Below are 20,392 nucleotides of genomic sequence, written 5' to 3'. Positions count from 1 at the left end.
GATCTTAGGCGCGCGCTCGCCGATGAGGGCACGCTGCAGAAACTCAAAGTGGCCGGGTTTCGTGGGCAAAATCCGCTGACGCGGTTTCTTTTCTTCCGTCTCGTGCTTCCCTTCGTCGGCTTCGCGCTGGCCACAATCTACATCTTCGTCCTCGGAGGATTGCCCGACAAGCCATTGGTCATCAGGCTGTTCGTCTGCATCCTCGTTGCGTATGGCGGCTTCTACGCACCGGTCGTCTACGTCAACAACCGCGCCACCAAGCGCAAGCAGTCGATCCAGATGGCATGGCCGGATGCGCTCGATCTGCTGCTGATCTGCGTCGAGTCGGGCATGTCGGTGGAAGCAGCACTCCGCAAGGTCGCCGACGAGATCGGCGCGCAATCGGTGGCACTGGCGGAAGAATTCATCCTCACCAACGCCGAGCTTTCCTATCTGCAGGAGCGCAAGCAGGCCTACGAGAACCTGGCAAGCCGCACCGGCCTGGATTCGGTCAAATCGGTGTCGCAGGCACTCGTCCAGGCCGAGCGTTACGGCACGCCGGTGGCGCATGCACTGCGCGTGCTTGCAGCCGAAAGCCGCGACATGCGCATGAATGCGGCCGAAAAGAAGGCTGCCGCCTTGCCGCCAAAGCTCACCGTGCCGATGATCCTGTTTTTCCTGCCGGTGCTTTTCGCCATCATTCTGGGCCCTGCCGGCATTCAGGTCAGCCAGCGCGGTATCTTCGGAGATCATCCGGCACCGGCAGCAGCCCAGTAACGGCAAGGCAAATCCCTGCACGACATGTGAAGAAGCCGCGCTGCATGCAGCGCGGCTTCTTCATTGATGGTCACTACAAGGATCGTCGTCTCAGTTGGTTGCCGGTTTTGACTTGTCTTGGTCCTTGAGCTGGCTCCAGGCATTCTGCTGGGCCAGCATCTGCCTGAGATAGGCGACGTTTGCCTGCGCCTGGTCAGGCGAGAGTTCCTGCGAGGCGATCTTCTCGGCTTCGTCGAAACGGCCTTGCAGGCCGACGACCAGCGCCAGGTTCTGGCGGACCCGGCTGTCCGCATTTGGCTGCTGCGCGGCCGAGCGCATATAGGTTTCGGCGGTGCGCAGGTCACCTTCCAGCACATAGGACATGCCAAGATTGGAGAGCACCGAAGGTTCGTTCGGCTTGAGCTCGAGCGCCTTGCGGTAAAGCTGGCGCGCATCGTCCTTCTGGCCGGTCTGGTCGAGAATGGCCGCTTCGGCCGACACCAGCCTCCAGTCGGGATATTCCGGCGTCTGGGCGCGGCGCACGGCGTCGAGCGCCGCTTCGAACTGGCCATTGGCGGCCAGCGCCTTACCATAGGAGGCAAGCACGTCACGATCCTTCGGCAGAGCGATCGCCAGCTTGCGCATCACGGCGAGCGACTGGTCGGCGTCACCGTCCATCTGCAGTGCCGCGGCATAATTTGTCGCTATCCGCTTGTCGTTGGGGTTCTTGGCGTAGGATTGGCCAAGTGACGTCGTCGCAGTGTGCAGTTCTCCCGCCGACATGGTTTCCAGTGGTTTGCCGCTGGTGCGCCCGATCGAGCCGGTGGAAAGCTTGTCGGTTCCGCAGCCGGCGACGCCCGCTGCGAGCACCAGCGCAAGGGCCGTGGTGATGAGCCGTTTTCCCCTGGCGTTGATCGTGCGGTTGGTCGGCATGGCTACCTAAGCCTCCATTCATGCGCGGCCATTGCGTGGCCGTCTTCCCTCCCGCAGAAATATTCTGTTAACCCTAACGGATGGTTAAGAACGGCGACTCGAAGGTCGCCGCATGGAGAACATCGAATGCCTGTCGAACTCGTCGAGAAGAAACTGCCGGGCTCACTGCCGGTCCATCTGGTCGCCAGGGATCGCCTTGAGGCGACGGGTGTTGCGCCAGCCGCCGTCGCCTGGGCCAGAGCCAACGGCTTTTCCGGCGAGCCAGGCAGGACGCTGGTCGTGCCCGGCGAAAACGGAGCGCTCGGCGGCGCGTTGTTCGGTATCGGCGATGGCGAAGGCGCGCTCGCCCTCGGCGCGCTGTCGAAAGCCTTGCCGGAAGGCGACTGGCATTTCGCCTCGGCGCCGGTCGAGCCCGAGCTCGCGGCCACCGCGCTGGTGCTCGGCGGCTATGTCTTCACCCGTTACGGCAAGAAGTCAGGCAAGGCGCTGCGCTTCGAACTGCCGGCCATCGTCGATACCGGGCGCGTTCGCCGCATCGCCGATGGCGTCTTCCTGACACGCGATCTGGTCAACACACCGACCAGCGATATGGGCCCGGAAGACCTGGAGCAGGCGGTGCGGACCCTGGCCGTCAGGCACAAGGCCGAAGTCTCGGTGGTGACCGGCGACGATCTCCTCGATCAGAACTTCCCGATGATCCATGCGGTCGGCCGCGCGTCGGCCGGCGCGCCGCGCCTGATTGACATGAGATGGGGGCAGCAAGGCGCGCCGAAGGTGACGCTGGTCGGCAAGGGTGTCTGTTTCGATACTGGCGGTCTCGACATCAAGCCATCGTCCGGCATGCAGTTGATGAAGAAGGACATGGGCGGTGCTGCCAATGTGCTTGGCCTCGCCTCGATGATCATGGCTGCCGGTCTGAATTTGCGGCTGCGCGTGCTCATTCCCGCGGTCGAGAATTCGATTGCCGGCAACGCCTTCCGGCCCGGCGACGTGCTGACGAGCCGCAAGGGTATCACTGTCGAAATCGGCAACACGGATGCCGAGGGGCGGCTGGTTCTGGGCGACGCGCTGGCGCTGGCCGACGAGGAGGAACCGCAGCTTCTGGTCGACATGGCGACACTGACCGGGGCTGCGCGTGTCGCGCTCGGCCCCGACCTGCCACCCTTCTACACCGGTGACGAAGCGCTGGCAGCCGAGCTGGCGGCGGCTTCCGTCGTGGCTGAGGATCCGTTGTGGCGCATGCCGTTGTGGCGGCCTTACGATGCAAAACTGTCATCGAAGATCGCCGACATCAACAACGTCACCGCGGACGGTTTTGCCGGCTCGATCACGGCGGCGCTGTTCCTGAAACGCTTTGTCGAAAAGACCGCGGGATGGGCGCATTTCGACATCTTCGCCTGGAACCCGGCCGACCGCCCGCATGGCCCCGCCGGCGGCGAGGCACAAGGCATCCGCGCGCTGGAGCGGATCATCTCGAAACGCTACGGGTGATAGCTGTAAGCAGAGCCGGCAAATTGCGGAAACTGAAACGGAACCGAAACAATTTGCCGTCATGCTGGCGTGATGTCGATTGGGATGCGCCCGAGCCAGGCCTTGCGACTGTGGCAGCAAGTGATGCTGTCGCAGGTGCGCGACGACGAGCCCGATCTGACCATGCGCCAGACGGCGATCCTGTTCACCATCTATCTCGATCCGCCGCCGCACACGGTGCGCGGGCTCGCCGCCCGCCTCAATGTCACCAAGCCGGTGATCACCCGCGCGCTCGACACGATGGGCGCGTTGAAACTGGTGTCGCGCCATCGCGACGAGCTCGACAAGCGCAATGTGCTGATCAGGCGCACGGTCGAGGGCGCGCTCTTTGTCGAGCGCTTCGGCGATGGTATCATTGCCAAGGCCCACGAACTGCCGATTTGAGCGACTTGCCCATCTAGAGAGCATGATCCTGAAACGTGGAAACCGGTTTTCGGATAAAGATCACGCTCAAACAGAATAGAAGAGATACCCGATTTGACTGCCAGGGATGCCCGTCTTCACGCTTTCCGTTCCGACCTTGCCGATGCGCGGCTGAAGGGCGAGGTTGCCGCCGAGCGCTTCGTCGCCGGCCGACCGGCGCGGATCACCGCATCCGTGGCCGATATGCGCAGGGCGCCGCGGCCGGATGCCGGGGTCAACACGCAACTTCTGTTCGGCGATGATGTCCTCGTCTTCGAGGTCGCTGAAGGCTGGGCGTGGGTCCAGGCCGAACGCGACGGCTATGTCGGCTATGTCGCCGACACGATGCTGGGCGCGCGGGGCCTTGCGCCCACCCACATCGTCTGCGTGCCGCGCACCTTCCTCTACCCCGGGCCGGATCTGCGCTTTCCGATCGCCGGACAGTTGTCGATGGGATCGACGGTGACGGTGACGGATGCCGCCGAGACGCGTGGCACGCACTATGCCGTCCTGCCATCCGGCGAGGCGATCATCGCGGGTCATCTGTGGCCGCTCAGTGAAGCAGCCTCCGACTATGTCGCGGTTGCCGAGACGTTTCTTGGAACCCCTTATCTCTGGGGCGGTACTTCCGGCTTCGGCATCGACTGTTCGGGCCTGGTGCAACTGGCGATGCGCATGGCCGGCAGCAACGTGCTGCGCGATTCCGACATGCAGGCGGCGACGCTCGGCGAGTCGCTGGATCCGGGTCCGGACTACGCCGGCTTGCGGCGCGGCGATCTGGTGTTCTGGAAGGGCCATGTCGCCGTCATGACCGACGCCGACACAATGATCCACGCCAACGGCCACACCATGCTGGTGTCGCGCGAAGGGTTGAAGGATGCGGTTGCCCGCATCGGTTATCTCTATGGCGGCCCGACCGGGTTTCGGCGGCCCTAATGCATGTCGCCCAAAAGTGACCTCGGTTTTGGGAAAACGACATGCATGAAAACAAAGACCTAAAGCGCGTCGCCTGAATCCGTTCAAACACGACGCGCTTTAGATCAGGACCGAGCCAAACGCCTACCTTTGAAGGCCGTACCGTCCAATGTCCGGTCGACGGGTTTGGCGACTACGGGAGGAAGCCGGGTTTCAAACCTGCCGGACGATGGTGCCCACCACATTGACGAGAATGCGCGCGGCGGTCAGGGCCGACAGGCCGTCAATGTCGGCGGGGGGATAGAACTCGACCAGGTCGAACCCCGCAATCCTGGCCCGCCTGCCGAGACCCGCCACCAGGTCGATCACCTGCGTGTAGATGAGGCCGCCGGGTGTACGCGCCGCTACGCCCGGCATGATGCTTGGATCGAGGCTGTCGCAGTCAAGGGTGACTACGACCCGCGCGCCTTCCGGAATATGCCGGAGTGCGGCTTCGACGCCCTGGGCGTGGACCTCGCGGGCGGTCACGAAGCGGCTGCCATAGCGCCGTGCCGCTTCGATGTCGGTGATGCCTGCGCTGCCGACGCTGCGCAGGCCGACCTGCACCATGCCGGCGACATGCGGCATCTCGCTCGCCCGGCGCATCGGGCTCGAATAGCCGTGGCGTTCGCCATACACCTCGTCGCGCCAGTCGATATGGGCGTCGATCTGCAGGACCCAGACCGGCCCGTGATCCGTAAAACCGGTGAGGAAGGGAATGGTCATGGAACAGTCGCCGCCGATCAGGATCGGCACAGACGGCAGCGCCAGGATTTCGCGCATCTTCGCCTCGATCCGAGCCCGGTTGCCGGCATTATCATGCATCGTGGTTGGGACATCGCCGGCGTCGATGCAAGAGACCGGCTTGCCGTCGAACAACGGGCCGCCGAGATCGAAATCCCAGTGCTCGATGAGCGCGGCATCATCCTGGCTCGCAGCGCGGATGGCGTCGGCGGCCAAGGCATGGCCGCTGCTGTCCTTGCCGGGATAGGTGCTGCCGTGACCGGCTCCGAAGATCACCGCACGAGGCACGTGCCCATCGGCGAGGCGGTCCGGAAAGCCGAGAAAGCGAGGCGAGGCGGTCATTTCTAAAGTTTCGGTTGTTGAGGGCGCAAGACGGGGGTCGTTTGCGGCAGGCAGCAAAATCCTATGCTAGGCCGGTAAGGTCGCAAGACCAATACGAAGTGCGCCCATTGACGTAAGAAAATCAGAATCTTTCGTCGATTCCGGATGTGTTAGCTTGGCGAAGCCGGTGGAGCGAACACGCGAATGCCTGTCGCCCCAAGTAGGTACCGGTACGACGGAACAAAGGCCTCGATCACCTTTTGTTCCGATTCTTCTTGGCGATTGCCCGCCGTCGCGCTACCTCTGGCGGGTGACAGAACAGCTGCGCCTTGCCGAACAGAATGCCACCGTGGCCCTGCCCGAACCATTCATCAGATGGTTTGGCGAAAAGGGCTGGTCGCCGCGCGCCCATCAGATTGAACTTCTGGCGAAAGCCCAGGCCGGACTGTCGGTCCTGCTGATTGCCCCGACCGGCGCTGGCAAGACGCTGGCCGGATTTATGCCGTCGCTGACCGAACTGGCCAACCGGCCAAGGCGAAAGCCAGGCCAGGCGCATCGCGGCATCCACACGCTCTACATCTCGCCGCTGAAGGCGCTTGCTGTCGATATCGAGCGCAATCTCGGCAAGCCGGTGGAGGAGATCGGCCTGCCGGTCACCATCGAGACGCGCACCGGCGACACCCCCGCCCACAAGCGCCAGCGCCAGAAGCTGGTGCCGCCCGACATCCTGTTGACCACGCCCGAGCAGCTGGCGCTGCTGATCGCGGCGCCCGATGCCAGGCGTTTCTTCGAGGATCTGCGCTATGTCGTGCTCGACGAGTTGCACTCGCTGGTGACGTCGAAGCGCGGGCATTTGCTGGCGCTCGGTCTGGCGCGGTTGCGCAGCTATGTGCCTAGCCTGCAGACGATAGGCTTGTCGGCCACCGTTGCCGAGCCCGACGATTTGCGGCGCTGGCTGGTCGGGCAGAATCCGCCGGGTGCCATGGCCGGCCTGATCACTGTTGCGGGCGGGGCCAAGCCCAACATCTCCATCCTCGACTCGGAACAGCATGTGCCGTGGTCCGGCCATTCGGCCCGCTACGCCATCCCCGAAATCTATGAGGCGATCAAGCGGCACCGCACGACGATCCTGTTCGTCAATACACGCAGCCAAGCGGAGCTCCTGTTCCAGGAATTGTGGCGGGCAAATGAGGACTCGCTACCGATTGCCTTGCATCACGGCTCGCTCGATGTCGGTCAGCGTCGACGCGTGGAGAAGGCGATGGGCGAGAATGCGCTGCGCGCCATCGTCGCCACCTCGACGCTCGACCTCGGCATCGACTGGGGCGATGTCGACCTGGTCGTGCATGTTGGTGCGCCGAAGGGCGCGAGCCGGCTGGCGCAGCGCATCGGCCGCGCCAACCACCGCATGGACGAGCCGTCCAAGGCGATCCTCATTCCGGCCAATCGCTTCGAGGTGCTGGAATGCCGGGCCGCCCTCGACGCCAATTATCTCGGCGCACAGGACACGCCGCCGCTGATCACCGGCGCGCTCGACGTGCTGTCGCAGCATGTGCTGGGCGTCGCCTGCGGTGCGCCCTTCGATGCAGATCTGCTGTTCGAAGAGGTGCGCGGTGCCGCGCCCTACGCCGGGCTGGCGCGTGAGACCTTCGACCGCGTCGTCGATTTCGTTGCCACCGGCGGCTACGCGCTGAAGAATTACGAGCGCTACGCCCGCATTCGAAAGACGGTCGACGGGCTGTGGCGGGTCTCGCATCCGCGCATCGCGCAGCAATACCGGCTGAATGTCGGCACCATCGTCGAAATGCCGGAGCTCAATGTCCGATATGTCAGGCAGGGCCGTGGCATGGCTGGTCGCGGCGGGCCGGTGCTGGGCAAGATCGAGGAGTATTTCGCCGAGACGCTGCGGCCCGGCGACAACTTCCTGTTCGCCGGCAAGGTGCTGCGCTTCGAGGGCATCCGTGAGAACGAGTGCGTCGTCTCCAACGGCGCCGGCGCCAACATCATCGTGCCGTCCTATGCCGGCGGCAAGTTTCCGCTGTCGACCTATCTGGCCGATCAGGTGCGCGGCATGCTGGCCGACAGCGACCGCTGGCAGGCTCTGCCCGAACAGGTTGCCGACTGGCTGCGGCTGCAGAAGGAAAAGTCGGTGCTGCCGAAGCGCGGCGACCTTCTGGTGGAAACCTTTCCGCGCGGCAACCGCCACTACATGGTCGCCTATCCCTTCGAGGGCAGGCTGGCGCACCAGACGCTCGGCATGCTTTTGACACGGCGGCTGGAGCGGGCCAATGCCCGCCCGCTCGGCTTCGTCGCCACCGACTATTCGCTGGCCGTGTGGGCGCTGGATGACATGGCGGCACTGTTCAAGGCGAAGAAGCCGTCATTGGCTGCCTTGTTCGACGAAGACATGCTGGGCGACGATCTCGAGGCCTGGCTGAACGACAGCTGGATGCTGAAACGGACGTTTCGCACCTGTGCGGTCATTGCCGGGCTGATCGAGAAACGTTTTCCTGGCCAGGAGAAGAGCGGGCGCCAGGTCACGGTGTCGGCCGATCTCATCTATGACGTGCTGCGCAGCCACGAACCGGATCATATCCTGCTGCAGGCAACGCGCACCGATGCGGCGGCCGGACTGCTCGATGTCAGCAGACTTGCCGAGATGCTCTCGCGCGTGCGTGGTGGAATCATGCATAAGCATCTTGAGCAGATATCGCCGCTGGCGGTGCCGATCATGCTGGAGATCGGCAAGGAATCGGTGAATGGCGGCGCCAACGAGTCCTTGCTCATGGAAGCCGCCGATCTGGTCGAGGAGGCGATGGGCCAAAGATGAGACCGATTTCCAGATGAATTTTTCGCTGGCGCGCGCATCGCTGATCGCCGAGGCCGACCTTGTCGGCATCGCCGGCGAGCGCGCCGTCTGCGACCCGCGCGGCGTGCTCTATTTTCCGGATCTGCGGCTTCTGGCCGTTTCCGACCTGCATCTGGAAAAGGGTTCGTCGCTGGCACGGCGCGGCACGCTGATCCCACCTTACGACACTGGCGCGACCTTGCTGAGACTGCAGGCGGTGATATCAGACTACCACCCATCCATCGTCATCAGCCTGGGCGACAGTTTTCATGATGGCGGCGGCGCCGAGCGTATGCACGCAAGCTTCCGCGAGCGTCTGGAAGCGCTGATATCAGGACGCGACTGGTTCTGGGTCGCCGGCAATCACGATCCGGATGCGCCCGCCGACCTGCCCGGCGAAACAGTGCGCGAACTGGCCATCGGCTCGCTGCTGTTCCGGCATGAGCCGTCGAAGCAGCGTGTCGAAGGCGAAATAGCGGGCCATCTGCATCCTTGCGCCCGCATCGTCCAGCGCGGCCGCTCGGTGCGGCGGCGCTGCTTTGCCGGCGACGGCGGCCGCATGATCATGCCGGCCTTCGGCGCCTATACCGGTTCGCTCAACGTGCTCGACCGCGCCTATGCAGGGCTGTTCCGGCTGGACACTTTGATGGCTTACATGCTCGGCACGGACCGTATCTTCGCCATCTCGCGCTCGATGCTCAGGCCCGGCTGAAACGCCCTATCTGCCGTAGTAGAGCGTGACAGTGTGCTTGGCTTCGGCGAAGAACAGCCAGCGTTCGACCAGCATACCGGCGAACTGCACGATCGCGGCAAGCAGTGACAGTGCTGCTGCGAAGGGCCGGGGCAGGGCAACTGTTACGGCGAGCAGCAGGCCGGGCAGGGCGAAGGCCAGGAGCTGCGTGATCTGGCGTAGCCGCGCGCTGTGCTTGCGCGCGATGCGAAAGCCCATTTCCTTGAGCAGATAGTTTTCCTCGGTATGCGGCCATTCCAGCGACTGCACCGTGCCGCCGGCCAAACCCGTCGCAGTGTTGGCGGTGGTCGGGATTTCCAGCCGGTCGTTGTAGCGCCAGGTTGCCAGTTTCCAGCCCCAGCCGAGCAAGGTCAGCAGCACACAAGCCGCCAGAATGATTTTCGAACCAAGCGCAAACCCCTGCAGCAGCGCGTTCAGCAACACGCTGCCGGTCATCGCCGAAAAGATGAGATAGCCCGGCAAGGTGAAACGGCTGTGCCACTGGGCGATCGGCTTCAGCGACGCGTAGATCATGCCGGTCGTGCAGACGGTTACGGCCGCACCACAGGCCGCGAGCAATCCTGCGATGCCGACCCAGCCATCGGTCTTGCCGAAGAATATCCAACCGATGCCGAACAGTCCCGCCGGAATGAAGGTGAGGACCGAGGCAACGCCTTCGCGCGACAGCCAGGAACTGCGCCACTGCGAGAACGCCCGCCAGGCGCGTTCGGGGCGGCCGAGATGACCCGTTGAGGACAACAACCCGGCCGCGATCAGGCCGAGCGCCAGGCCCATGCCGATGAGGCCCAGCCAGAAGTCAGGCTGGATGATCTGGAAGCCTCCGAACACACCCAGCAGTGCCAGCAGCCCATAGCCGGCGCCGGTAGCGGTGGTGAAGAAGACGACGGAGAAGGCTGGGTGCATGGGCTAGTTCGAAAGCATGCGGTCGACCCAGCCGAGAAAGCCACCTTCGGCCCGCACCGGTTCGAGTGCGGGTGCTGCCACCGATGCCGCGCGCGTGGTGTGGGCGCGTGGCGGCAGGTATTTGTTGGTCGGGCGATAGCCGAGCTCCGGCATCAGGTCGACGCCGCCACGCTCCGCCACCAGTTGCGAGACAGCCGACTGAGGATCGCCGAGATCGCCGAAATGACGGGCACTGGTCGGGCAAGCGGCGACGCAGGCCGGCACGCGGTCTTCTTCGGCCAGATTGTCATTGTAGATGCGGTCGACGCACAGCGTGCACTTCTTCATCACCCCGACATCGGTATCGAATTCGCGTGCGCCATAGGGGCAGGCCCAGCTGCACAATTTGCAGCCGATGCACTTGTCCTCGTCGATCAGCACGATGCCGTCCGAGGCCCGCTTGTAGGAGGCGCCGGTCGGGCAGACGGTAACGCAAGCCGGCGTCTCGCAATGCAGGCAGGAGCGCGGGAAGTTCACCGTGCGCCCACCCATCTCGGTGGTGTGCTCGTAGCTGTGCACGCGGTTGAACCAGACGCCGTCGACATGGCCGCCATAGGGGTCGATGTCGGTCAGCGGCGCCATGTGGCCGCCCGTGTTCCATTCCTTGCATGCGGTGACACAGGCCTGGCAGCCGACGCATGTGTCGAGATCGATGACGAGGCCGAGCTTCTTGCCGCTTTGACTTGGCAGACAGGTCATTCGGCCGCCTCTCTTGCCCGGCGGAACTCGGCGCCGAAAGTCAGCTTGTCGGGCGAGGGTTCGAAATGCGGCGGCTGCTGGAAACGTTCGAACTGCGGCTCGGTGAAGCCGGCTTCCTCAGCCGCGCATTTGACGATCCGCACGCGCAGGTCGAACCATGCCGCCTGGCCGGTCACCGGATCGGAATTCGAATAGCGTTTGCCTTGAGCATCGGCCGAGGTCTGGTCGCCGATGATATGGTTGAGCAGGAAGCCACGGTTGGATTCGGCCGCGTCGTCCTTCAGCCCCCAGCTGCCGCGCCGCTTGCCGATGGCGTTCCAGGTCCAGACCGTGCTTTCGTTCACCCCGTCGATCAGCTTGACCTGCCCCTTCACTCTGCCGTTGATGCTTTCGATCCACACCCAGTCGTCATCGACAAGGCCGAGACCGGCGGCGGTTCGATGATGCACGAACAGCCGGTTCTGGCTGGTGATTTGCCTGAGCCACGCATTCTGCGAGCCCCAGGAATGGTACATATGCATGGGCCGCTGCGTCAGCGCATGCAGCGGATATTTTTCGAGGTCGACGACCGCCTCCTCGAAGGGCATGTACCAGAACGGCAGCGGGTCCATGTAGGTCTCGATGCGTTGACGATCGCCCTCCGGCGGCAAGACAGGGCCGTGCCCACGCGCGGCCAGACGGAAACGCTGCAGCGGCTCGGAATAGAGCTGGAAGACGATCGGCCCCGCCTTGGGGATGAAGCCCATCTGCTCTGCGAAATCGAGATAGGAGCGGTTGGCCATCTTGTAGTAGCGCTGGTCGTTAGCGAAATCGTGGTGCCAGAAGCCGCCATTGTCGATGTAGCGCTGCAACTGGTCCGGATTGACCTCGCCCTTGCCGATCGTGGTGCCGTCCTTGCCGCGCCAGCCGGCGAGCGGGCCGATACCGAGCGTGCGCTCATGGTTGACGATGTAGTCAGCGTAGTCGCGATACTTGGCGGCGCCGTCGTCATCGACGAAACCGGGCAGGCCAAGCCGGGCGCCGAGTTCGATCAGCACCGACTGGAATGGGCGGACATCGCGGTCGGGCTCGACGACGGGATGGCGGATGGCGTCGCCGGGTCCGTCGGCATGGCTGATCGGCCGGTCGAGCAGGCTGATGCAGTCGTGGCGCTCGAGATAGGTCGTGTCCGGCAGCACGAGGTCGGCGAACGGCACGGTCTCGGAATAATAGGCATCGGAATAGATGATGAAGGGGATCTTGTAGTTGCCGGCCTCGTCGTGGTCGGTCAGCATCGCCATGGTCTCGACGGTGTTCATCGAGGAATTCCACGCCATGTTGGACATGTACATCATGAGCGTGTCGATCTTGTAAGGATCGCCAGCCCAGGCGTTGCGGATGACGGTGTGCATCAGGCCATGCGCGGCCAGCGGTGCGTCCCAGGAATAGGCCTTGTCGATACGGGTCGGCGTGCCGGCCTCGTCGACCAGCAAATCGTCCGGCCCGCAGACGAAGCCGAGCGGCATGCCGTCGAGCGGCGTCATCGGCTTGACGGTCTTGCCCGCCGGTTTCGGCCCTGGCGGCGCGGACCGGGGATAGGGCGGCTTGAAACGGAAACCGCCGGGGACATCCACGGTGCCTAAGAGCACTTGAAGCAAATGGATGGCGCGGCAGGTGTGAAAACCGTTCGAGTGGGCCGAGATGCCGCGCATGGCGTGCATCGAGACAGGCCGCCCCTTGATCGTCTCGTGGCGGCGCCCGGCCCAGTCGGTCCAGGCGATCGGCAATTCGATCGTCTGTTCGAAGGCGACATGGGCGAGTTCGGCGGCGATCCTGCGGATCGTGTCGGCGGCAATGCCGCAGCGCTCGGCGACCGCGTCCGGCGCATAGCTCTCATCGAGGTAGCGGTCGGCGATCAGCTGGAACACCGGAACGCAGTGGCGGCCATCGATCGTGAAGCTGCCGGTCAGTGCCGGTTTTGCACTGGCCTCGGCGGCGCAGACCGGTGTCTTCGCTACCCTGTCCCAGGCCAGCGCATTGCCGTCGGCATCGCGCATGAACAACCCGTCATCGGCGGCACCCGGCTCCTGCACGACGAGGACATGGGCATTGGTGTAGCGCAGCAAATACTCGAGATCGACGCGCCCGGCCTTCAGCAATTCATGGATGAGCGCGAACACGAGCAGGCCATCGGTGCCGGGCCGGATGCCGATCCAGTCGTCGGCAATGGCGTTGTAGCCGGTGCGGCACGGGTTGATCGAGACGACCTTGGCGCCGCGCGCCTTGAGCTTGCCGAGGCCAATTTTGATCGGGTTGGAATCGTGATCCTCGGCGACGCCGAACAGCATGAAATATCGGGTGTTGTCCCAGTCGGGTTCACCGAACTCCCAGAACGAACCGCCGATCGTATAGAGTCCACCCGCCGCCATGTTGACCGAACAGAAGCCGCCATGGGCGGCGAAGTTCGGCGTGCCGAACTGGCTTGCCCACCAGCCGGTGAGCGACTGCGACTGGTCGCGGCCGGTGAAGAAAGCGAGTTTTTTGGGGTCGGTCCGGCGGATGTTCGACAGCCGTTCGGTGGCGATCAAAAACGCCTCTTCCCACTCGATCTCGCGGAACGCGCCAGAGCCGCGTGGACCGGTCCGTAGCAATGGTTTCTTCAGCCTTGCCGGACTGTAATGCTGCATGATGCCGGAGCTGCCCTTGCCGCAGATCACGCCGCGATTGACCGGATGGTCCTTGTTGCCGTTGATGTAGCGGACCTTGCCATCCTTGATGTGCACGTCGATGCCGCAGCGGCAGGCGCACATGTAGCAGGTCGTCTTGGCGATGCTGTCGGAAACGTCAGGCGAGGTGTCGACGCCGTCGCCTTCATCCGGTGCGCGCGTGTCGGCAAGCGGGCGTTGCGATGGTGCCGAATTCGCGCCGCGCGGCGATCCCTGCATCATGATCCGGTGGTGCCCGCGCGGCCGGCGGATTTGGCTCGCGTCTTCGGTCCGGGGCCGCGCATGTAATGCTCTTCCGGATGATATCGATCGCCGGCCAGCCGCCGCCTTATGCCGCGGCTCCAATGCGCAAGCAGGGATCTGAACCGCCCGATCATTCTGCTCTCTGCGATCTCTTGGCGAATTTTTTCTAACTTCGCTCGAAAACTTAGAATGAAGCTATCGATCCGTCTAATCAGTTGTTCTTGTAAATTCGATCGATATTGGTTCTTAATACAGACATGACACTGGATCAGTTGCGGATTTTCGTCGCCGTCGCCGAGCGCGGCCACATGACCAAGGCGGCGGAACTGCTGGGCATTTCCCAGTCGGCCGCATCGGCCGCCATCCGAGCGCTTGAAGAACAGCACGGCGTGCATTTGTTCAACCGGGTCGGCCGCAACATCGAGCTTGCCCAGACCGGTCATCGGTTCCTTCCCGAGGCCAAGGCCGTGCTCGAACGGGCCGCCGCCGCCCGCAATGTTCTGGAGCATGTCTCGCAGACCGTCACCGGCAGCCTCTCGATTGCCGCCAGCCAAACCATCGCCAGCTACTGGCTGCCGCGCCGGCTGGCTTCCTTCCACGAGGCCTATCCGGCGGTCAGGCTGAGCGTCTCCATCGGCAACACCAGGCAGGTGGAGGCCAATGTCCTCGATGGCGCGGCCGATCTCGGGCTGGTCGAGGGACGTACCGAGTCCGACATATTGCGCCGCACCAAGGTTGACGTCGACAGGCTGATGCTGGTGGTTGCCAGCACGCATCCGGAGATCGCGGAAGTCGCGCCCGGCCACTCCGACATCAAGGACCTGCGCTGGATCATCCGCGAGGGCGGTTCGGGCACCCGCGAAGTGCTGGAGGACCTGGCCCGCCGCGAAGGAATTTCACTCGCCGACTTGCAGATATTCCTGGTGCTGCCGAGCAACGAGGCCATCCGCCAGGCGGTCGAGGCGGGAGCCGGCGCTACCATCATTTCGGAGCTTGTCGTGGCCCGCGCCGTGGCCGAAGGCAGTCTCAGGTCCGTGCCGCTCGAATTGCCGAAACGCGACTTCGCCATGATCACCCATCGCGATCGCCAGGCAAGCCTGGCCCAGATGGCGCTAAAGGCGCATCTCACCGGCAAAACGTAGCGCGCCGGACCCGGTTCGGCGCTTATGGGCAGAAGCGGGCATGAGACTGCCGACAACCCCGTCGAAATGACCCAAATTGGATCACCGCGAGCGCTGTCCGCCTCAACGCTCGACCGTCACTCCGGCAATCCGGCGTCCCGCAGCGCGCTTCCAAGAGTCTCCGCGAGTGCCGGCGCACAGCTCACGCCAGCAAACTGGCGGCTGTAGCGAAAACCCGGCTGAAGCTCGCGCACGCGCGCAGCGGCCGCCCTCGCTTCGTCCAGCCGGCCGAGTTTGGCGAGCGCTGCGGTCAGTTGCACGTAGGTGATGCTGTGTGCTGGATTGGCTTGAACGGACTTATAGGCCGCACGACAAGCTTCTTCGTAACGTCCGCGCAGCAAATGGCTCATTGCTTGCGCGTCAAACGCGGCCCACGCCCACGAATCGAACGGGCTTAGCCGCATACCCTTCTCGCTCCATTCTATCGCGCGCTCTGCTTCGCCGCCCCATCCGAGAATGACGCTGCCAAGAATGTAGGTCAGCGCCGATGACGGGCTAATGGCGAGGGCAGCTTCCAGCGCAGTGAACGCAGCCGCGCGATCATGCGCATCCATGCCGATCGAAAACCCTGCCCATGTCAGAGCGAGCGCATCGTCTTGTCCATGGACAATGGCCGATCGGGCGTGCCGGATCGAAGCCGCACGGTTGATTTCTTGCAGCCCGGAGCGAAGGAACAAACAATGATGACACATCGCGGCATTGCCATGCGCAAGGGCATAGGCAGGCTCGAGTGCGATCGCACGCTCAAGAAGCCCCAGCGCTCTCGTAACTTGTACTGGCATACCTGTATCAACATCAGGCTGGGCTTGAAGCACGAGATCGTAAGCATCGAGACTCTCTGGGCGCTTCCGCCTGACGCGTTCAATTTCCGCTTTTCGCACGCTCGGAGCAATCGCGCCCACCGCTGATAGCGCGATCTCGTCCTGAAGCGCGAAAATATCCTCGGAGCTGCGGTCGTAGCGCTCGGCCCACACATGCGCGCCGGTTGATGCGTCGATCATCTGACCGGTCACGCGCACACTACCGCCGGCCTTGCGCACGCTACCTTCGAGGACATAGCGCACGCCAAGCTCGCTGCCGACCTGCTTCACGTCCACGGCGCGGCCTTTGTAGGTGAAGGTCGAGTTTCGTGCGATAACGAAAAGCCACTTGATGCGTGCCAGACCGGTGATGATGTCATCGACCATCCCATCGGCGAAGTACTCCTGCTGCGGATCCCCGCTCAAGTTCGAGAACGGCAGGACCGCGACGGACGGTTTCTCAGGCAGGGTCAGCGCCGACGCGGTGCGGGCGGCAGCCGAACGATCAGGGACATTCGTCGCAACAGCCGGTCCTACATAGCGATAGCCGCGGCGCGGCAGTGTTTCGATCCAGCTCCTAGCATCCGCCGCGTTGGCCAATACTCGGCGCAAGGCCGCGATCTGGACCGTGAGGTTGTTATCGGCAACCGCCAATTTGCCCCAGCCGGCCTCGACCAGCGCGTCCTTGGACACCGGTACGCCCGCGTTTTGGAGCAGCAAACGCAGCAGCGCGACGGCGCGTTGCCCAAGCATGGTCGGCTCGGCACCGTGGTACAAAATGCCCGCTACCTGATCGAGGCGGAACGGGCCAAACTGATAAAGGTCGCCTCCGATTGTCATCAAACGCTTTTAGCAAATTTTTGGGAACGAATTCACGACTTCCCAGCATCGATGGCCAATGTTGCACAAGTGCTTGCCAGAAGTAAGCGCCCAGTCAAAGGAGGATCCCATGAGCGCCAATGCCGTTATTCGCATGCCCGATGAGAAGAAGGGTGTCATGCTACGTGGTCAACCTATGGTCTTCCTCGTCACCGGCGAAAATACCAAGCACACGAGCATGTTTGACTGGACGATCCCGGCGGGGTTCGCCACCGGACGGCATGTTCACCGCGTGCAGGAAGAGACATTCTACCTGCTTGAGGGCGAGTGTGCGTGGCATGTCGGCGACAAGACGATCCGCGCAACGCCCGGAACCTATCTGTTCATTCCACCGGGAGTGCCGCACGACATCACGAATGTCAGTGAGAGACCCGCCCGCGTGCTGCTGACCGTCTCTCCGCCTGGCCACGAGCACTATTTCGAAGAACTCGCCAAACTCGCGGCGCGGGGCGCGCCGGACCCAAAAGCGCTCGCCGATTTGCGAAACCGCTACGACACTGACCAGCTCTCGACTTTGACAACACGCGGGTAAGTCTCTGTCCGGCGGTTCACGGCAGCTTCTGGCCAATCGCGACATATCGCGCTGTGGCACGAGCTTGGTCGGTGCTGGGGCGAGGCGGACGTGACCTTCGTCGCATCACGCCGACGGGATTTATGGGCACAAGGCGTAGCCTAAAGCGGATCAGTCTCTGAAAAGCTGGACCGCTCTGAGAAGACCTCAGCCGAACTTCCGCTGCGCATCCAGCGCCAGGCCAAGTCCGACCGAGCCGAACATGTCGCCTTCGATGACGGATGCCTGCGGCACCAGCGACAGGATCTCTCGCCTTGCCAGCGGGATCGCGGTCGATCCGCCGGTCAGGAACACCGCGGTGATGTCGGATGGCCTGACCTCGGCGTCCCGGATGGTCTGCGCCACCGTTGCCGTGACCCGCTCGATGTCCCTGGCAATCGTGGCATCCAGCCCGCTGCGTGTGATTTCGGCGGCGAATTCAGCACCCGGCAGCTTCACCGCCACATCGGCGGACGAGCTGTCGGTCAGCTCGATCTTGGCCTTTTCGACGAGTGCCGCCAGCGCGTGTCCGTAGCGGTGTTCGACGATGTGGATGAAACGGTCGACCAGGTCGGCGCGCTCGGCCTCGTAGCGGATCTGGCGCAGATGCGTCATGGCCTTGGCGGTGTAGACCAGGTTGATGCGCTGCCATGTCGCCAGATCGATGAAATAGCTCGCCGGCAGATTGCGCTTGCCGTCCTTGGTTGGCGTCAGATAGCCGAGCTGCGGCATCACATGGGCGATGCTCAGCAGCCGGTCGAAATCCGTACCGCCGATATGGACGCCTCGGCTGGCCAGGATGTCGTCCTTGCGGTCGAGCGAACGGGAGCGCTGCGGTGAAACGCGCACGATCGAGAAGTCCGACGTGCCGCCGCCCATGTCGATGATCAGCGCCAGTTCCTCGCGCGTCACCTTCTGCTCGTAGTCGAGCGCCGCCGCGATAGGCTCGAACTGGAAGGCGATATGCTTGAAGCCCTGGGCGCGCGCGGCGTTCTCGAGTTCGCTTTGTGCCTTCGCGTCGGCTTCAGCGTCGTCATCGACGAATTGCACCGGCCGGCCAAGCACGACGGTCTCTACCGTATCGCCGACATCTGCTTCCAGCCTCCTCTTGAGATGGCCGAGGAACATGCCGACGATCTCCATGAAGCCGATCGAGCGCGCCTTGATGCGGGTCTTCTCGTGAGCCAGCGAACTGCCGAGCACGCTCTTCAGCGAACGCATCAGCCGGCCTTCGATGCTGTCGGTGTAGTTGGCGATGGCGTGGCGGCCAAAACAGGTGCGGTTGTCCTCGAAGTTGAAGAACACGGCACTGGGCAGCGTCACTTGGCCGTCTTCAAGCGCGACAAGGCGCGGCTGCCCGTTGCGGACCACGCCAACGGTGGAGTTCGAAGTACCGAAGTCGATACCGCCGAAGGCTGGTCGCATGACAAGTTCCTGTATTTGTCGACGGCGAGCCGACAGGCGCCATGAGAAATCGCGCGCTGCCCGGGGACGGGCTGCTCTGCCGAACCGAATTGTTTGTGTCTGCAAGTTGGCTGGGGAGCGCGGTCTACCGCATGCTCCCGCAAAGGGAAACCACTTTTCGGGAAAAGTTCTAGTCTCGCCGGAAGATCAGCCTTCCGAGCCAGCCTGTCAGCATGGCCAGCGATATCGCAAAGACGCCATAGAGGAAGGAATAATTATGGGCGACACGGAAGATCGACTGTTCGAAACCGGATTTGCGGATTTCGAGCTGGGCTGAGCTTTCCTTGATGAACAGGCCGCTCTTGAACAGGAAGGCGCGTGCCTTGTGGGTGCCGACCGGGACATTCGGCGCCAGCCTGACGGTGGCGCGGAACAGGTTCTGCGACAGGAATTGCACGCCGCCGACATTCTCGCTGTAGAGGCCGGTCGCCGACTTGCGCTCCCGCAACGCCGCGGTGAATTCCTCGATCGTCGCCGGGCTGTCGCCGGCATCGGCGGGCTGCATGTAGAGGTTGGAGGCGCCAAGCGACAGCTGCTTGTAGCTGTTGGGTTCGGTGATGTCCTGCAGCGGCCGCGTCGTCGCCACCGAATAGGACATCGGCACGTTCTCGAAGGTCTCGGAGTCCAGATTGACCCAGACGCCAAGCACCCTGTCCTTGCGGCGCACCACCACCGGTTTGGGCGGGCCTTCGAGCACGACGATGACATCGTAGCGGCCCTGGCGAGCGACGAGTGGATCGGGATTTTCCAGCGAACCGAAGATGGTCAGGTCGGCGCCGGAAAAGCCGGCGGTGATCGAGACATTGTCGGTGGAGAGCCCGATCTGGATGCCTTCCGTCAATGGGACCTGTGCCTTCGCTGATACCGCGGCCGCAAGCAATGACAGGACAATGGCGGTTGCGAACGCGTTCGGAGCCCTCATCAGTTGAGGCCCACGGCGGACAGCGAATAGAGATTGGGCGGAGTGACGAAAAGATCGATGGCCAATCGTATCGCCACCGCCAGCACCAGCAGCGCCAGCAAGGCCCTGAGCTGCTCGCCGCGCAGCCTCTGACCGGCCTTGGCGCCATATTGCGCGCCGGCCACGCCGCCCGCCATCAGCAGGAAGGCCAGCACGACGTCGACCGTCTGGTTGGTGGTGGCGTGGACCAGTGTCGTATAGGCGGAGGTGAAGATGATCTGGAAGAGCGAGGTGCCGATAACGACATTGGTCGGCACTTTCAGCAGATAGATCAGCGCCGGCACCATGATGAAGCCGCCGCCGACACCCATGATCGACGACAGGAAGCCGATGCCGGCGCCAAGGCCGAGCACCGGGATGACGCTGACGAACAGTTTCGAGGCCCTGAAGCGCATCTTCAGCGGCAAGCGGTGGATCCAGTTGTGCTGGCCGGATTTCTTCAGCACCGGTGCCGCACCGCTGCGCGTGGCGCGCAGCGCATTGACGCTTTCGACCAGCATCAGTCCGCCGACCGTGCCGAGCAGCACGACGTAGAGCAGCGAGATAAAGAGGTCGAGCTGGCCGAGGCGGCGCAGGAAGGCGAAGACGTAGATGCCGCCGGTGGAACCGACAATGCCGCCGGCCAGCAACACCCCACCGAGCTTGAAGTCGAGCGTCCCTCGCTTCATGTGCGAAAGGACACCGGAGACGGAGGAGGCGATGACCTGGTTGGCGCCGGTGGCGACCGCGATCGCCGGGGGTATGTTGTAG

General features: G+C 63.5%; 17 protein-coding genes. 8 read left to right on the top strand and 9 right to left on the bottom strand.

From position 1 onward, the window contains the following. Window positions 1-756: type II secretion system F family protein (locus tag EN993_RS14830; RefSeq protein WP_164757663.1), on the top strand; the 756-nt coding region annotated here is incomplete at its 5' end. Between the two features lie 90 nt (window positions 757-846). Here the strand turns inward: EN993_RS14830 and EN993_RS14825 are convergent. Next, a complete protein-coding gene (locus EN993_RS14825) occupies window positions 847-1,668 on the bottom strand; it encodes a tetratricopeptide repeat protein (RefSeq protein ID WP_126067612.1) in 822 nt (273 codons plus the stop codon). 126 nt (window positions 1,669-1,794) lie between these two features. On the opposite strand from EN993_RS14825, the gene EN993_RS14820 reads away from it, so the two are divergent. From EN993_RS14820 to EN993_RS14810, 3 genes are all read left to right on the top strand, one after another. Next, window positions 1,795-3,159: a leucyl aminopeptidase family protein gene (locus EN993_RS14820; protein ID WP_127263863.1), complete on the top strand. Its 1,365-nt coding sequence runs from the start codon at window positions 1,795-1,797 to the stop codon at window positions 3,157-3,159. 72 nt (window positions 3,160-3,231) lie between these two features. Continuing rightward, window positions 3,232-3,582 carry a MarR family winged helix-turn-helix transcriptional regulator gene (locus EN993_RS14815; RefSeq protein ID WP_109666469.1) on the top strand — a complete coding sequence of 117 codons (351 nt, stop codon included), beginning with the start codon at window positions 3,232-3,234 and terminating at the stop codon, window positions 3,580-3,582. A gap of 93 nt (window positions 3,583-3,675) precedes the next feature. Then, complete coding sequence (locus EN993_RS14810; RefSeq protein WP_127263861.1) at window positions 3,676-4,536, top strand: NlpC/P60 family protein; 861 nt, start codon at window positions 3,676-3,678, stop codon at window positions 4,534-4,536. Window positions 4,537-4,728: 192 nt separating this feature from the next. On the opposite strand, the gene EN993_RS14800 is transcribed toward EN993_RS14810, so the two are convergent. Continuing rightward, entirely contained in the window at window positions 4,729-5,640 is a 912-nt protein-coding gene (locus EN993_RS14800; RefSeq protein WP_127263859.1) for an agmatinase, read from the bottom strand. 289 nt (window positions 5,641-5,929) lie between these two features. Here EN993_RS14800 and EN993_RS14795 point away from each other — a divergent pair, with 289 nt between their 5' ends. Beyond that, window positions 5,930-8,449 (top strand): ligase-associated DNA damage response DEXH box helicase, encoded by a 2,520-nt coding sequence (locus EN993_RS14795; RefSeq protein WP_127263857.1) that lies wholly within the window; start codon window positions 5,930-5,932, stop codon window positions 8,447-8,449. A 13-nt stretch (window positions 8,450-8,462) separates the two neighbouring features. Next, window positions 8,463-9,179: a ligase-associated DNA damage response endonuclease PdeM gene (gene pdeM / locus EN993_RS14790; protein WP_127263855.1), complete on the top strand. Its 717-nt coding sequence runs from the start codon at window positions 8,463-8,465 to the stop codon at window positions 9,177-9,179. A gap of 6 nt (window positions 9,180-9,185) precedes the next feature. Here the strand turns inward: pdeM and EN993_RS14785 are convergent, their stop codons facing one another. Genes EN993_RS14785 through EN993_RS14775 form a run of 3 tightly spaced genes read right to left on the bottom strand, consistent with a single transcriptional unit; the run spans window position 9,186 to window position 13,783 of the window. Continuing rightward, window positions 9,186-10,121, bottom strand: a complete 936-nt coding sequence (locus EN993_RS14785) for a DmsC/YnfH family molybdoenzyme membrane anchor subunit (protein WP_127263853.1) — start codon at window positions 10,119-10,121, stop codon at window positions 9,186-9,188. A 3-nt stretch (window positions 10,122-10,124) separates the two neighbouring features. Beyond that, window positions 10,125-10,859, bottom strand: a complete 735-nt coding sequence (locus tag EN993_RS14780; RefSeq protein WP_056588391.1) for a 4Fe-4S dicluster domain-containing protein — start codon at window positions 10,857-10,859, stop codon at window positions 10,125-10,127. Further along, entirely contained in the window at window positions 10,856-13,783 is a 2,928-nt protein-coding gene (locus EN993_RS14775) for a molybdopterin oxidoreductase family protein (protein WP_127263865.1), read from the bottom strand. Before EN993_RS14775 ends, EN993_RS14780 begins: the two co-directional genes overlap by 4 nt. Window positions 13,784-14,064: 281 nt before the next feature. Here EN993_RS14775 and EN993_RS14770 point away from each other — a divergent pair, with 281 nt between their 5' ends. After that, on the top strand, window positions 14,065-14,949 hold the full coding sequence (locus EN993_RS14770; RefSeq protein WP_127263851.1) for a LysR family transcriptional regulator: 885 nt from the start codon (window positions 14,065-14,067) through the stop codon (window positions 14,947-14,949). Between the two features lie 116 nt (window positions 14,950-15,065). Here EN993_RS14770 and EN993_RS14765 read toward each other — a convergent pair whose 3' ends face one another. Then, the gene (locus tag EN993_RS14765) at window positions 15,066-16,628 is read right to left on the bottom strand and encodes a winged helix-turn-helix domain-containing protein (protein ID WP_109666481.1); all 1,563 of its coding nucleotides are present in this window, start codon (window positions 16,626-16,628) and stop codon (window positions 15,066-15,068) included. Window positions 16,629-16,737: 109 nt separating this feature from the next. Here EN993_RS14765 and EN993_RS14760 point away from each other — a divergent pair, with 109 nt between their 5' ends. Next, window positions 16,738-17,199 carry a cupin domain-containing protein gene (locus EN993_RS14760; protein WP_109666784.1) on the top strand — a complete coding sequence of 154 codons (462 nt, stop codon included), beginning with the start codon at window positions 16,738-16,740 and terminating at the stop codon, window positions 17,197-17,199. Between the two features lie 186 nt (window positions 17,200-17,385). Here EN993_RS14760 and EN993_RS14755 read toward each other — a convergent pair whose 3' ends face one another. The 3 genes from EN993_RS14755 to EN993_RS14745 all read right to left on the bottom strand — a co-directional run. Then, window positions 17,386-18,642, bottom strand: coding sequence for an Hsp70 family protein (locus tag EN993_RS14755; protein WP_109666483.1), 1,257 nt, complete (start codon window positions 18,640-18,642; stop codon window positions 17,386-17,388). A gap of 169 nt (window positions 18,643-18,811) precedes the next feature. Continuing rightward, on the bottom strand, window positions 18,812-19,603 hold the full coding sequence (locus EN993_RS14750; protein ID WP_109666485.1) for a TIGR02186 family protein: 792 nt from the start codon (window positions 19,601-19,603) through the stop codon (window positions 18,812-18,814). Further along, on the bottom strand, window positions 19,603-20,392 hold a 790-nt coding region (locus EN993_RS14745; RefSeq protein WP_164757662.1), incomplete at its 5' end, for a sulfite exporter TauE/SafE family protein. The genes EN993_RS14750 and EN993_RS14745, both read right to left, overlap by 1 nt.

This window comes from Mesorhizobium sp. M7D.F.Ca.US.004.01.2.1 (assembly GCF_003997785.1).
In the GTDB taxonomy this organism is placed as follows: Bacteria; Pseudomonadota; Alphaproteobacteria; order Rhizobiales; family Rhizobiaceae; genus Mesorhizobium; species Mesorhizobium loti.
The sequence above is the reverse complement of the archived record's forward strand: the minus strand, read 5'-3'. Positions and strand labels throughout refer to the sequence as shown.